Source organism: Nocardioides alpinus, from assembly GCF_900112035.1.
GTDB lineage: Bacteria > Actinomycetota > Actinomycetes > Propionibacteriales > Nocardioidaceae > Nocardioides > Nocardioides alpinus.
The window spans coordinates 88956-102740 of sequence record NZ_FOKC01000012.1; the positions used below are offsets into that span (position 1 = coordinate 88956).

10 protein-coding genes are annotated in these 13785 nt (G+C 72.0%); 6 read left to right on the top strand and 4 right to left on the bottom strand.

All coding sequences use genetic code 11. The annotated features are described in order from the left end of the window. Positions 1-25: 25 nt before the first annotated feature. From BM127_RS18885 to BM127_RS18895, 3 genes are read right to left on the bottom strand one after another with little or no spacing between them, the layout of a single operon-like run. Entirely contained in the window at positions 26-1141 is a 1116-nt protein-coding gene (locus tag BM127_RS18885; RefSeq protein ID WP_091201157.1) for an alkaline phosphatase family protein, read from the bottom strand. 10 nt (positions 1142-1151) lie between these two features. Continuing rightward, on the bottom strand, positions 1152-1733 hold the full coding sequence (locus BM127_RS18890; protein WP_091201159.1) for a DUF5998 family protein: 582 nt from the start codon (positions 1731-1733) through the stop codon (positions 1152-1154). A gap of 42 nt (positions 1734-1775) precedes the next feature. Beyond that, a complete protein-coding gene (locus BM127_RS18895; protein WP_091201161.1) occupies positions 1776-4499 on the bottom strand; it encodes a bifunctional acetate--CoA ligase family protein/GNAT family N-acetyltransferase in 2724 nt (907 codons plus the stop codon). Between the two features lie 127 nt (positions 4500-4626). Here BM127_RS18895 and BM127_RS18900 point away from each other — a divergent pair, with 127 nt between their 5' ends. Genes BM127_RS18900 through BM127_RS18910 form a run of 3 tightly spaced genes read left to right on the top strand, consistent with a single transcriptional unit; the run spans position 4627 to position 9666 of the window. Further along, on the top strand, positions 4627-7167 hold the full coding sequence (locus BM127_RS18900; protein WP_091201163.1) for a DNA gyrase/topoisomerase IV subunit A: 2541 nt from the start codon (positions 4627-4629) through the stop codon (positions 7165-7167). Positions 7168-7171: 4 nt separating this feature from the next. Further along, entirely contained in the window at positions 7172-7906 is a 735-nt protein-coding gene (locus BM127_RS18905) for an LppX_LprAFG lipoprotein (protein WP_157829579.1), read from the top strand. Next, a complete protein-coding gene (locus BM127_RS18910) occupies positions 7903-9666 on the top strand; it encodes an MFS transporter (protein ID WP_091201166.1) in 1764 nt (587 codons plus the stop codon). The genes BM127_RS18905 and BM127_RS18910 overlap by 4 nt, the downstream gene beginning before the upstream one ends. 33 nt (positions 9667-9699) lie before the next feature. Here BM127_RS18910 and BM127_RS18915 read toward each other — a convergent pair whose 3' ends face one another. Beyond that, entirely contained in the window at positions 9700-11529 is a 1830-nt protein-coding gene (locus BM127_RS18915; protein ID WP_091201168.1) for a flavin-containing monooxygenase, read from the bottom strand. 99 nt (positions 11530-11628) lie between these two features. Here BM127_RS18915 and BM127_RS18920 point away from each other — a divergent pair, with 99 nt between their 5' ends. The 3 genes from BM127_RS18920 to BM127_RS18930 all read left to right on the top strand — a co-directional run bounded on the left by BM127_RS18920 (position 11629) and on the right by BM127_RS18930 (position 13750). After that, entirely contained in the window at positions 11629-12831 is a 1203-nt protein-coding gene (locus BM127_RS18920; protein ID WP_091201170.1) for a GAF domain-containing protein, read from the top strand. Between the two features lie 63 nt (positions 12832-12894). Beyond that, entirely contained in the window at positions 12895-13389 is a 495-nt protein-coding gene (locus tag BM127_RS18925; RefSeq protein WP_091201171.1) for a beta-class carbonic anhydrase, read from the top strand. 109 nt (positions 13390-13498) lie between these two features. Beyond that, positions 13499-13750 (top strand): DUF4242 domain-containing protein, encoded by a 252-nt coding sequence (locus BM127_RS18930; RefSeq protein WP_091201173.1) that lies wholly within the window; start codon positions 13499-13501, stop codon positions 13748-13750. The last annotated feature ends 35 nt before the right edge of the window (positions 13751-13785 follow it).

A 13785-nucleotide genomic window follows, 5' to 3' on the forward strand; every position in this document is an offset into this window, starting at 1 on the left:
CCAACCCACGAGTTGGCGGGAGACCTCAGCCGACCAGGATCGGGATCAGCATCTCCGTCGAGGTGAGGGAGCCGTGCAGCCCGACGAGGGTGTCCTCGTAGGCGAAGTCGCGGGTGGACACGATCGCGGTGTCGCCGTGGCAGGCGACCATCACGTCGCCGAGGCGGGCGCGCACGCGGGGATCGACCGCCCCGAACCAGCCGCGATCGATGGCATCCTCCCGCTCGAGCACGGTCGCCCGGACGCCCAGGACCGACCGCCACGTGGCGATCACGTCGGGGACCGCGCGGCCCGAGCAGTAGAGGTGCCGGAAGCGGGCCTCGCCGCCGAGGAGGAAGACGCCGTCGCGCATCCCGTCGATCGCATCGACGTCGTAGCGCGAGCCGCGCGGGCTGTCGACCATGCCGTGGTCGGCGACCACCAGCAGCCGCGTCGAGCTCGGCAGCGCCTCGCGCAGCTGCTCGGCCTGGGCGTCGACCATCGCGAGCTGCTGGACCCACTGGCTCGAGGCCACGCCGAACTTGTGGCCGGTCCAGTCGAGGTCGGAGTCGTAGACGTAGGTCAGTGACGGTCGGTGCGCGGAGGCCTCGACGACCGCCGCGATCCGCTCGCCGACGCGGTCGGCACCGACGTACGTCGCCCCGCGCTGCGAGGCCACGGTCAGGCCCGAGCCGTCGAAGTCGCGCTTGTTGACCGAGGTGACGTGCACGCCGGCCTGCGCGAGCCGGCCGAAGGCGGTCGGGTGCGGCTGCCACTCGACGGGGTCGACCCCCTGGTCCCAGCCGAGGTGGTTGAGGAGCCGGTCGGTGCCGGGGATCCGCGCGGTGAAGCCCACCAGGCCGTGGGCGCCGGGCACCAGACCCGTGCCGAGCGACGTCAGCGAGGTGGCCGTGGTCGACGGGACCCCGGCCGTGCCGGTGGACGCGTCGAGCGAGGAGAGGTAGGGCGCTGCGTCGGCGTGCCGCTGCAGCAGCTCGGAGCCCATGCCGTCGACCAGGAAGACGACGTACGACGGCGCCGGGGGCAGCTCGAGCCCAGCGGGGTGGCCGTCGAGCGCCACGCCGAGGGCGCGGCCGACCGCGGGGATCACGTCGGCCAGCGAGCGGTCGCCGTAGGCCGGAGGGGTGAAGTCCCCCGTCACTGCGGGCGGGTCATCCGTGGGTGCGCGCGGAGAGCGCGTCGGCGAAGGCCAGCAGGCTGCTGACCGCGTCGGCTCCCTCGGCCGCAGCGGAGACCCGCAGCGTGTAGTCGTCGCCGGCGAGGGTGCCGGTGTAGCCGTGGTCGGCGTCGCAGTTGGGGTCCGAGCACGCCGCGGGCTCGAGGTCGAGGCGACCGATGCCGCCCCAGCCGATGGTGAGCACGGCCTCGGCCGGGGGCGCGACGCCTGCGGTCGGGTTGGCCACCATCCGGGTCACCACGACGGTGCGGATCGCGCTGAGCCTGACGGCCTCGGTCGTCGTCGACGTGTACGGCTCGGGGAGCATGTCGTCGCCCGGGTGCTCGTCGGTGTGCGCGATCACGAGCCGGCTCGGCGTGAGCAGGAGCGCCGTCAGGTGGCGGCGTACCTCCTCGTGGTCGAAGGTCGTCTCGTGGTGCACGAAGTAGGACATGACCTCTTCACCACCCGCGGCCGAGAAGACGCCGTCGGCGACGACCTCGGGGTAGTAGCCGGTGCGGTGGATCGCCTTGCGGAGGTCGTGGGAGACGTCCGCGTCACGGGTGGAGCGGGGCATGTCGCCAGTCTGTCACGCAACCGGGCCCGCGTGGGCGCTGGCTCAGTCGGGAAGGGTGTCCCCGGGCATCGTGCTGAGGCGCCGGACGAACCAGTCCGACCGCGGGTCCTTCACCGGCTCGACCCGTACGTTGGCCCCGAGCACCGTGACGCCGTCGGCGCCGGCCAGCACCAGGGGCAGCTGCAGGGTACGCACCTGGGGCAGGTCGTGCTGGAGCTGGGCGACCTGGCGGACCAGCCGCTCGATCTCCTCGACGTCGACGATCTCGCTGCCGCGATAGCCGAAGAGCAGCGGCGAGGCCTTGATCTCGCGCACCATGTCCTGGGCGTCGTGGTCGGCCAGCGGCGGGATCCGGTAGGACCGGTCCCCGAGCAGCTCGGTCAGGGGACCGCCGATCCCGAAGGACAGGACCGGCCCGAACAGCGGGTCCTCCATGGTCGCGATGGTGACCGGCACGCCGGGGGGCGCGTTGCGCTGCACGACGAACCCGGCGCGGTCGGGGTCGGTGATCAGGTGGTTGAGCGAGTCCCACGCGTCTGCCATCTCGGCCGGGTTGTCGATGTTGCGCCACACGTGGGCGAGGTCGGGGCGGTCGCGCAGGTGGTCGGCGGTCGCCTTGAGGACCACGTCCCACCCCATCGCCTCCCCCGCCGTCGTCGCCTCGTCGAGCGTCTCCACGGCGTAGGTGTCCCACAGGTCGATGCCGTACGCCTTGAGCAGGCGGTGCTGCTCCCCGAAGTCGAGGTCGCGGCCCTCGGGGTGGTTCATCAGCAGCTCGTTGACGAGGTGGCGCCCGGTGTCACGGTCCACGGAGGGCAGGTCGGCGACCGTCGACTGGGGCACCCGCAGCCACACGGCGTACTCGACGACGTGGGCGAGGGCGCGCACCGCAGCCTCGACGGCGGGGTACGACGGCACGGACCCGCGACCGGCGCTGGATCCCGCGACGTCGGGCACGCGCAGCAGCTCGGGGACGCCCTCGGTGCCGAGGAACGTCGAGACGATCGGCTTGTCGGACTGCTCGCCGACCGCCGCCAGCACGTTGGCCACGTCCTCGCGGGCGCCGGCGACGTTGAGCGGCGGGATGAAGATGGCGACGACGGCGTCGACCTCCGGGTCGTCGATCGCACCGTCCAGGGCGTCCTCGAAGTCCTCGGCGGTCGCGTCGGCGCCGAGGGCCACCTGCTTGTTGACCACCAGGCCGACCGAGTTGGCGGCGTCGGCGGCCAGCAGGCCGAGCGCGTCGGAGTTGCCGACGATCGCGACGCGGCGTCCGCGCGGCAGCGGCTGGTGGGCCAGCAGCTGGGCGACGTCGAACATCTCCTCCAGCGACTCGACCTGGATGATCCCGGCCTGGCGGAACATGGCGTCGACCGCTTCCGGAGGCGCGCCGATCTTGCGGACGGCATGCCCCATGGGCACACCCTGCGAGCTGCGGCCCGAGCGCACCGCGACGATCGGCTTGCGGCGACTGACGCGGCGGGCGACCCGGGAGAACTTGCGCGGGTTGCCGATCGACTCGAGGTAGAGCAGCACGACCTCGGTGGCGTCGTCCTCCTCCCAGTACTGCAGGAGGTCGTTGCCCGAGACGTCGGCGCGGTTGCCCGCGCTGACGAAGGTGGTCAGGCCCAGGCCACGGTTCTGCACCTTCTCCAGGATCGCCGACCCGAGGGCGCCGGACTGGCAGAAGAAGCCGGCGCGACCGCGGGGAGGCATCACCGAGGAGAGCGAGGCGTTGAGCGAGACGTCGGGGTCGGTGTTGATGATGCCGAGCGCGTTGGGTCCGATGAGGCGAAGCCCGTAGGAGCGGGACAGCCCGACCAGGCGGCGCTGCCGCATCCGGCCCTCCTCGCCGGTCTCGGCGAAGCCCGACGAGATCACGACCAGGCCGTGGACGCCCTTGGCAGCGCAGTCGAGCACGACGTCCTGCACCGACTCGGCGGGCACCGCCACGATCGCCACGTCGACCTCACCGGGGATCTCCCCCACCGTCTTCCAGGCCGGCATCCCGGCGACCGAGTCGGCGTTGGGGTTGACCACGTGGATCCGGCCGGCGAAGTTGCCCAGGACCAGGTGGCGCACCAGCGCGCGCCCGATCGTCTCCTGGCGGCGGCTGGCGCCGATGATGGCGACCGACTTCGGGGAGAAGAACCGCTCGATCGAGGCGTACTCGGCGCGGTGCTCGCGCTGCTCCATCACGCCGATCGCGGTGTCGGTCGGGTCGATCCGGAAGACCAGCTCCATCACGCCGTCCTCGAAGGCGCTCCTCACCTGGTAGCCGGCGTCGCGGAACGTGTGGATCATCGCCTGGTTGTCGGGCAGCACCTCGGCGACGAACTCCTCCACCCCGCGCTCGCGGCCCGCCTGGGCCAGGTGCTCGAGCAGGAGCTGACCGATCCCACGGCCCTGGTGCTTGTCCTCCACCAGGAACGCGACCTCGGCATAGCCGGGGCGGATGGTGTCGTAGCGCCCGACGGCGATCATGTGCCCGGCGACGGTCAGGATCAGCGCGACGCGGTCGCGGTGGTCGACCTGGGTGAAGCGGTCCAGGTCGCGCTCGGAGAGCTCGGGCATCGGCGAGAAGAACCGGTAGTACTTCGACTGGTCGGAGACCCGGGCGTAGAAGTCGATGAGGAGCTCGCGGTCCTCCGGCTGCATCGGCCGGATGTGGGCGGTGCGGCCGTCGCGCAGCAGGACGTCGGCCTCCCAGTGCCGAGGCGGCGGCACCGTCAGGCCCAGCTCGTCTGCTTCGGCGTCGGCATCCATCACGCCAGCAATCTATAGGGCTTCCCTCCGTCCAGTGGCCAGAGTGTCGGCACCCGCGCCCAACGCGCGGGCCCGCTCCGGCGAGCCCCGCCGTCCGCGCGCGACCCGAGCGGGGAGAATGGCCCGCATGGCACGACGTACGACGAAGCAGCCCCTGCCGGAGGACTTCGAGGAGCACATCCTCGACACCGACATCCGCGACGAGATGCAGACGTCGTTCCTGGAGTATGCCTACTCCGTCATCTACTCCCGGGCGCTGCCCGACGCGCGCGACGGGCTCAAGCCGGTCCAGCGCCGGATCCTCTACACGATGGACGAGATGTCGCTGCGGCCCGACCGGGGCCACGTCAAGAGCGCGCGCGTGGTCGGCGAGGTCATGGGTCGCCTGCACCCGCACGGCGACGGCGCGATCTACGACGCACTGGTCCGGATGGCGCAGCCCTGGTCGATGCGGCTTCCGACGGTCGACGGCCACGGCAACTTCGGCTCGCCCGACGACTCCCCCGCCGCGATGCGCTACACCGAGTGCCGGATGGCGCCGGCCGCGGTCGCGATGACGGCGTCCATCGACGAGGACACCGTCGACTTCAAGCCCAACTACGACTCCCGCGAGACCGAGCCGGTGGTGCTGCCGGCAGCCATCCCGCACCTGCTGGTCAACGGTGCGGCCGGCATCGCGGTCGGCATGGCCACCAACATCGCCCCGCACAACCTGGTCGAGGTCGTGCAGGCCCTCAAGCACCTCATCACGCACCCGCAGGCGTCCCTCGACGACCTGATGCGCTTCATCCCCGGGCCGGACCTGCCCACCGGCGGCAAGATCGTCGGCCTCGACGGCATCAAGGACGCCTACGAGTCGGGCCGCGGCACCTTCCGGATGCGAGCGACGGCACGCATCGAGTCGGTGACTCCGCGCCGCAAGGGCATCGTGGTCACCGAGCTGCCCTACGGCGTCGGGACCGAGCGGGTGATGGAGCAGATCAAGAAGCTCGTGCTCGCCAAGAAGCTCCAGGGCATCGCCGACATCAAGGACCTCAGCGACCGCGAGCACGGCCTGCGCCTGGTCATCGAGATCAAGAACGGCTTCGTGCCCGAGGCGATCCTCGAGCAGCTCTACCGCCAGACCGCGCTGGAGGACACGTTCGGCATCAACGCGGTGGCCCTGGTCGACGGCCAGCCGCGCACGCTGGGGCTCAGGGAGATGCTCGACGTCTTCCTCCGCCACCGCTTCGACGTCGTACGCCGCCGATCGACCTACCGACGCGCGAAGGCCGCCGACCGGCTGCACCTCGTCGACGGGCTGCTGATCGCGATCCTCGACATCGACGAGGTGATCCAGGTCATCCGGTCCTCCGACAACGCTGCCGCGGCCAAGGAGCGGCTGATCTCGGTCTTCGAACTGTCCGACGCGCAGGCCGACTACATCCTCGACATGCCGCTGCGCCGGCTGACGAAGTTCTCCAAGCTCGAGCTGGACAAGGAGAAGGCCGAGCTGGAGCGCACGATCGAGCTCCTCGACGCGATCCTCGCCGACGAGCGGCTGCTGCGGAAGGTCGTGTCGGACGAGCTGACCGACGTGGCCAAGGAGCACGGCACCCCGCGGCGTACGGTCCTGCTGGCCTCGGCGGGCACCACCGTCACGGCCGCCACGGCCACCTCGGTCGAGGTGGCGGACGATCCCTGCTACGCCCTCCTGTCGTCCAGCGGCCTGCTGGCCCGTACGACGTCCGGAAGCGCGCCCGGCCACGGCGAGGGCCGCGCCAACCACGATGTCGTGACGAGCGCCGTGCTCACCACGGCGCGCGGAGACGTCGGCGTCCTCACCAGCCGCGGCCGACTGCTCAAGATCAGCGTGCTCGACATGCCCGAGCTGCCGGACTCCGCCAACGACCCCAACCTCCAGGGCGGATACCCGCTGAGCGAGATGCTGCCCCTCGATCCCGGCGAGCGCGCGCTCGCGCTGACCTCGCTGCCGACCGACGGACCGGGCCTGGCCCTCGGCACCCGCGACGGCATCGTCAAGCGGGTCAACCCCGAGGTGCTCGGACGCGACGAGTGGGAGGTCATCGGTCTCCGCGACGGCGACGAGGTCGTCGGTGCCGTCGAGCTCCTCACCGGTGAGGAGGAGCTGTGCTTCATCTCGAGCGACGCGCAGCTGCTCCACTTCCCGGCCTCCGGCGTGCGACCGCAGGGCCGCGCCGGTGGCGGCATGGCCGGGATCAAGCTCGGCGCCGGTCAGACGGTGGCGTTCTTCGGCGCCTTCGACGCGGCCGGCAACGACGCGGTCGTCGTCACCGCCTCCGGCTCCTCGACCGCCCTCCCCGGCACCGAGGCTGGCGCCGTGAAGGTCACGCCGTTCAGCGAGTACCCCGGCAAGGGCCGCGCCACCGGCGGGGTGCGCAGCCACCGCTTCCTCAAGGGCGAGGACACCCTCGTGGCAGCCTGGGCCGGCCCGGGTCCCGCACGCGCCTCGGCCGCCAGCGGTGCTCCCGTCGACCTGCCCGACGCGGACGGTCGACGGGACGGCTCCGGCGTGCCTGCCTCGCAGCCGATCGCCGCGGTCGCCTCGCCGGTCGCGGCCCAGGTGGGCGCCCGGACCGGCACGCAGGACGACGCGGCCGCACGGGATGCGGGAGACGATCCCGCGCCCACTCCTGTGGAAGGCTGACGCCATGCTCGCCCCAGCCCGCGCCCGGTCCTCCCGACGCCTCGCCGCTGCCGTGACGGCCGCGCTCCTCGCCGTCTCCACCCTCGCCGCCTGCTCGGGTGACGACGGCGACACGAGCGGAGGGGCGGACGCCCCGTCGCCCGAGGAGGTGCTGGCCGACGCGTCGACCAAGCTCGCCGAGACCAGCGGCGTCGAGCTGACGCTGGCGACCGACGCCCTGCCCGAAGGCGTATCCGGCATCGCCGAGGCGGCCGGGACCATCACCAACGCGCCCGCGTTCGAGGGCACCATCACCGTGGTCTTCGCCGGGCAGACCGTCGACGTGCCCGTGATCGCCGTCGACGACACCGTCTACGCGCAGCTCCCCTTCACCCCGGGCTACGACAAGGTGAACCCCAAGGAGTACGGCGCCCCCGACCCGTCGGGCCTCATCGGCGAGGACGGATTCGCCGGGCTGCTCACGCTCACCGAGTCGCCCGAGGCCGGCGAGAGCGTGCGCGGGGGTGCCGACAACTCCGAGGTCCTCACCACCTACTCCGGCACCGTCCCCGGCGACGCGATGGACGCCATCATCCCCTCGTCGTCGGGCGACTCCTTCGACGTCGAGTGGCAGGTCACCGACGAGGGCGAGCTCCGTACGGCCACCCTGACCGGCGTCTTCTACCCCCGCGCCGACCCGATGACCTACACCGTCGAGTTCGCCGACTACGGCGTCGAGAAGGACATCACCGCGCCGTGAGCACCGCAGCCGAGGTCACCCGCACCTCGCGGCTGCTCCTCTCGCTGGCGGCCGTCGCCGTGGCGTTCGCCGCGGCCGACACCTACGTCGTCGTGCTGGCGCTGCCCGACATGATGACCGGCGTCGGGGTGCCGATCGACCAGCTGCAGCGCGCCGCCCCGATCGTCTCCGGCTTCCTGCTCGGCTACGTCGCGATGCTCCCGCTGATCGGCCGGATCGCCGACCTGCGCGGTCGGGTGCCGGTCCTGGTGATGGCCCTCGTGGTCTTCGCCCTGGGCTCCCTCATCACGACGCTGGCCTACGACATGCCGAGCATCGTCGCCGGTCGCTTCCTCCAGGGCGTCGGCGGTGGCGGCCTCGTGCCCGCCACCCTCGCCCTGGTCGCCGACCTCTACCCCGCCGACCGGCGCGGCGTCCCGCTGGGCATCGTCTCGGCCGTGCAGGAGATCGGCTCGGTGCTCGGCCCGCTCTTCGGCGCGGCCGTGCTGGCGGTGTCGGACTGGCGCGCGATCTTCGCGATCAACCTCGCCGTCGGGCTCGTCCTGGCCGCCGCCATCCGCACCCTCGCCCCGCGCGAGCCGGCGGACACCGGCCGGCGACGGCGATCTCCGGACGTCGTCGGCCTTGTCCTGCTGCTCGCCACCTTCGCCGGCGGCCTCGTCGTCTTCCTGCGCCCCTCCGGGCTGATGCGCGACCTCACCTGGGGCCAGCTCTTCATCCCGTTCGCCGGCGACGGGCGCTGGCTCACCCCGATCGGCGCGGCAACGATGGCGGCGCTGGCCCTGCTCCTCGCCTGGTGCTGGTTCGCGCCGCACCCCCTCCTCGACCTGCGCGGCTGGAGCAGGGTGCTGGTGGAGGCGGACCTGGTCGGCGCGCTGCTGCTGGCGCTGGCGCTCGGCGGCGTGATCCTCGCCTTCGCGACGGCGGACCCGAAGATCGAGGTGTTCTCGCCCCGCGGCCGGTGGTACCTCCTCGGCGCCGTCGTCGCCGGCGCCGCGTTCACCTGGCACGTCCGCCGCGCGGAGAACCCGCTGGTGCCGCGCGGCGCGATGCGTCGTACGCCTGCGTGGGGCGCGTTGCTGGTCAGCTTCTTCGTGGGTGCCGCGCTGATCGCGGCACTGATCGACATCCCCCTCTTCGCCCGTACGACCGTCTACCCCGACGACCAGCTCCCGGCCGCACTCGTGCTGGTGCGGTTCCTGCTCGCCCTGCCGATCGGCGCGGTCGCCGGTGGCTACCTCATCCGACGCTTCCCGCCGGGCATCGTGACCGCCGTCGGGATGCTGATGGCGGCGACCGGCTTCGTGCTGATGACCCGCTGGGGCCTCACGACGATCGAGGAGCCCATCGCCAACCTCGCGCTGATCACCGGCGGGCTCGGCTTCGGTCTCGCACTGGCCCCGGTCAACGCCGCGCTCCTCGCCCACACGGACGACGACGTGCACGGCGTCGCCAGTGCGTTCGTGGTCGTCGCGCGGATGGTCGGCATGCTCATCGGCATCTCCGCCCTCACCACGATCGGCCTGCGTCGCTACTACTCCGAGCAGCTCGCCGTGCCGCCCGTGCAGGAGGTGTGTGACGGGAGGAGCAGGTGCCAGGAGTTCTCCGACCTGCTGCGCGTCGCCGGCATCGCCCAGGAGCACGCGGTCTTCTGGGGCGCTGCCGGCTGCGCCGTGGTCGCCGCGGTCATCGCGCTCGTGGTCTTCCGCGGAGTGCGCGCCGACGGGGTCAGCACCCGTGAGGTCCTCTCGACCCACTGATCGCGGCTGCTGACCCGACGGCGAGCGGCTCGATCAGGAGGTGTGGTGCACCTCCTGCAGGGCGTACACCGGGGTCGCGATCCCTTCGAAGCGCGCCTTGAGCTGGAGCGCCAGGTAGAGCGAGTAGTGCCGGGACTGGTGGAGGTTGCCGCCGTGCATCCAGAGGTTCTCGATCTGGGTCGGCTTCCACATGTTGCGCTGCTCGCCCTCCCACGGCCCCGGGTCCTTGGTGGTGTCGGAGCCGAGGCCCCACACCTTGCCGAGCCGGTCGGCGGTCTCCTGGTCGACCAGGTCTGCCACCCAGCCGTTCATCGACCCGTAGCCGGTCGCGAGGACCACCACGTCGGCTGGCAGCTGGGTGCCGTCGGCCAGCACGACGGCGTCCTCGGTGAGGTGGTCGATCTGGCCGTTGACCAGCTTCACGTCACCGTTGGCGACGAGGTCCGCGGCACCCACGTCGATGTAGTAGCCCGATCCCCGGCGCAGGTACTTCATGAACAGGCCCGACCCGTCATCGCCCCAGTCGTGGTCGAAGCCGGACGCCTCGAGCCGCTCGTAGAAGTCCTTGTCCTTCTCCGCCATCGCCTCGTAGGCCGGGATCTGGAAGGTGTGCAGGATCCGGTAGGGCAGCGAGGCGAAGATCAGGTCCGCCTTCTCCGTGGTGACCCCGGCGGCGACCGCCCGCTCGGAGTAGAGGTCGCCGAGGCCGATCTCCATCAGGCTGTCGCTCTTGACGATGTGTGTGGAGCTGCGCTGGACCATCGTCACGTCGACGTCGTTCTCCCACAGCGCGCCGCAGATGTCGAAGGCGGAGTTGTTGCTGCCGATGACCACCACCTTCTTGCCCCGGTAGGCGTCCGGTCCCGGGTGCGCCGACGAGTGGTGCAGGTCGCCGGCGAAGACGTCCATGCCCGGCACGTCCGGGAGGTTGGGCTTGCCGGACATCCCGGTGGCGAACACCAGCTGGGTCGGGCGCAGCGTCAGTGCCTGGCCCTCGCGCTCCACCTCGACCGTCCACTGGCCCGTCTCGTCGGAGTACGACGCACTCGTGGCCGTCGTGCTCGACCAGTAGGGCACCTCCATGATCTTCGTGTAGGACTCGAGCCAGTCGCCGATCTTGTCCTTGGGTGCGAAGACCGGCCAGTTGTCGGGGAACTTCAGGTAGGGCAGGTGGTCGTACCAGACCGGGTCGTGCAGGCACAGCGACTTGTAGCGGTTGCGCCACTGGTCGCCCGGGCGCGGGTGCTTGTCGATGACCAGGCTCGGTACGCCGAGCTGCCGCAAGCGCGCGCCGAGGGCGATCCCGCCCTGCCCGCCGCCGATCACGAGGACGTACGGCTGGGTCGTGCTGCCCAGGTTCTCGGACTCCTCCTGCTGGCGCTCGAGCCACGTCCGGCGCCGCTTGTCGGCACCGTGCTCGGCCCCACGCGGGCGGTGCTCGTTGCGCTGCTCCTCGTGGCCCTTCAGCTCATAGAGGGTCGTGAGGAAGGTGAACGCCTTGCGCGCACCGTCCTCCTCGACCAGCCGCAGCAGGCCGCGACCACGACCGACGCCGGTCTCGAAGACGAACCAGGCGGTGACCACACCGTCGGCCTCGTCGGCGGGCTCCTCCAGGGCGAAGGCGGACGGGTCCGTGCCCTCGAGGGTGCTGGTGAGCAGGTCGCTCACCCCGCTGGGACCCTCCACGGTGGTGAGGTTCCAGCTGAACGAGACGAGGTCACGCCACCAGGACTCGGTGGCGAACATGCCTGCCGCGGCCGGGACGTCCCGGGCGGCGAGGGCGGCCTCGAAGGCGTCGAGCCAGGCGGTGGCGACCTCGCTCGGGTCGCCGGTGGTGGTGGGTGGCTCCAGGGTCTGGGTCATGGCGTCTCCTTCCGGCGTGACCCACGACACACCCGGTCGTAGGGTGAGCGGGAGGGTTGCACAGGGTTGCAACCGCGGCGTGGCCACGACGGAGGCGCGATGGGCGAGGACGTACGCACCTCGCACCGCGCGCGCGAACGCGCGCTGGCGACCGGCATCCCCGTGGAGAGCAGTCCCGAGATCAGCGCCTCGTGGCGCCGGGTCCGCGCCGGCGGCCTCGCCCCCGGGGCGGAGCCCGAGGTGGCCCCGCTGTCCGAGGTCGAGGTCGAGTCCCGCCGCACGTCCAGCGCGCTCGCTCCCCTGCTCGCGAGCATCACCGCCTCCCTCGAGCCCGTCGTCGACGACGGACTGCTGCTCGTGGTGACCGACACCGACGGCCGCGTGCTGTGGCGCCGCGGCCGCACCGGCGTACGACGTCTCGCCGACCGCCTCGGGTTCGTGCCGGGATCGGCCTGGACGGAGGCCAACGTCGGCACCAATGCCATCGGCACCTGTCTCGTGGTCGGCGAGCCCGTCCACATCCGGGGACCCGAGCACTACGTCGAGTCGCACACCCGGTGGAGCTGCGCGGCCGCGCCGGTGCGCGACCCGTGGACCGGCGAGACCCTCGGCGCGATCGACATCAGCGGTCCCGCCCGGTCCGTGCAGCGCTCCGCGCTGGCGCTCGTCGGGGTGAGCGCGCGGCTGGCTGAGGCCGAGGTGCGCACCGAGCACGCGCAGTCCCTCGACCGCCTCCGCGCCTACGCCGCACCCGTGGTGGCCCACGTGGGCGGCCGCGCCCTCGCCGTCGACCCGACCGGCCACATCGCAGCCATCACCGGGTTCACCGCCCCGGACCGGCTGGTCCTCCCCGCCGACCTCTCCGCCGACTCGACCTGGCTCCCGGCCCTGGGCGAGGTGACGGTGGAGCCGCTCCCGGGTGGCTGGCTCGTACGCCTCGGCGCCGAGTCCGCGGCCGCCACCGACCTGGTTCTCGACCTGCGCGGACGTCCGGTGCTGCGCGTGCGCACACCGAGCCACGCGTGGGAGCACCGCCCGAGCCCGCGGCACGCGGAGATCCTGCTCGCGCTGATCGGTGCACCCGAGGGACGCACCGCCGCGCAGCTCGCCGAGGACCTGTTCGCCGATCCGACGCGGGTGGTCACGGTGCGGGCGGAGATGTCACGCCTGCGCCGCTCGCTCGGCTCGGTGCTGGAGGCGCAGCCCTACCGCATCGCACCGGCGGTCCGGGCGAGCGTGCTGCTGCCCGGAGAAGGCGCGGCGATCGACGGTTCGAGCGCCCCCGTGGTCTCGGCACGCTAGCGCGGGCGTCCGAGGGTCGAGCCCGGTGCACGAGGGCGTACGCCTCCGCTAGCCTCGGGTGTCGTGGACGACTTCAGTGACCTGATCGACGCCAACCGCGCGTTCGCCGACGCCTTCGACCTCGGCGGCTTCGACGGCAAGGCCCACGCCGGGATCGCCCTCGTCACCTGCATGGACTCCCGCATCGACCCGCTGCGGATGCTCGGCCTCAAGCACGGTGACGCCAAGATCTTCCGCAACCCCGGGGGCCGCGTGACGCCCCAGGCGCTCGAGGCCCTCGTGCTCGGCGTCCACCTGCTCGACGTGCGCCGCGTCCTCGTCGTCCCCCACACCCGTTGCGCGATGGCCTCCGCCTCCGAGGCCGAGCTGCGCGTGCGGGTCGGCGAGTCGGCCGGCGTCGACGCGAGCTGGCAGTCCTTCGGTGTCGTGACCGACCAGCTCGAGCAGCTCCGCGAGGACGTCGTCAAGGTCCGCACCCACCCGCTGATCGGCGAGCGCGCCGTCGTCGGCGGCTTCCTCTACGACGTCGACACGGGTCTGCTTCACCAGCACGCCTGAGCAGCCTGTCGCCCGACTGCTGACCAGCAGGTCCAGACAGCCCTGCCCCGCGCCTCTCCTCGGGAGCACACTGGGACGTTGTCCACCCCCGGAGAAGGAGCTGTTCGAGATGGCCTTGTTCATGGACGTCCACCACATGGAGGGCGGGGTCGCTGTCGGCGACGTCGCCAAGGCGCACATGGCCGACCTGCAGGAGCAGGACAGCCACGGCGTCAACTACCTGAAGTACTGGGTCAACGAGGCCGAGGGCAAGATCTTCTGCCTGGTCGACGCCCCCGATGCGGAGGCGGCCAACACCGTCCACCGCGAGGCGCACGGCCTGGTCGCCGACGAGATCTACGAGGTCAGCGAAGGGGTCTGAGCCGGGCCCGCGCCGCCAGGGGACGGCGCGGGACT

What these genes read in the sequence shown, in the direction of transcription:
- BM127_RS18890 (WP_091201159.1), bottom strand. Translation starts at nt 1,733, where the DNA reads ATGCCCCGCTCCACCCGTGACGCGGACGTCTCCCACGACCTCCGCAAG.
- BM127_RS18895 (WP_091201161.1), bottom strand. Translation starts at nt 4,499, where the DNA reads ATGGATGCCGACGCCGAAGCAGACGAGCTGGGCCTGACGGTGCCGCCG.
- BM127_RS18900 (WP_091201163.1), top strand. Translation starts at nt 4,627, where the DNA reads ATGGCACGACGTACGACGAAGCAGCCCCTGCCGGAGGACTTCGAGGAG.
- BM127_RS18905 (WP_157829579.1), top strand. Translation starts at nt 7,172, where the DNA reads ATGCTCGCCCCAGCCCGCGCCCGGTCCTCCCGACGCCTCGCCGCTGCC.
- BM127_RS18915 (WP_091201168.1), bottom strand. Translation starts at nt 11,529, where the DNA reads ATGACCCAGACCCTGGAGCCACCCACCACCACCGGCGACCCGAGCGAG.
- BM127_RS18920 (WP_091201170.1), top strand. Translation starts at nt 11,629, where the DNA reads ATGGGCGAGGACGTACGCACCTCGCACCGCGCGCGCGAACGCGCGCTG.
- BM127_RS18930 (WP_091201173.1), top strand. Translation starts at nt 13,499, where the DNA reads ATGGCCTTGTTCATGGACGTCCACCACATGGAGGGCGGGGTCGCTGTC.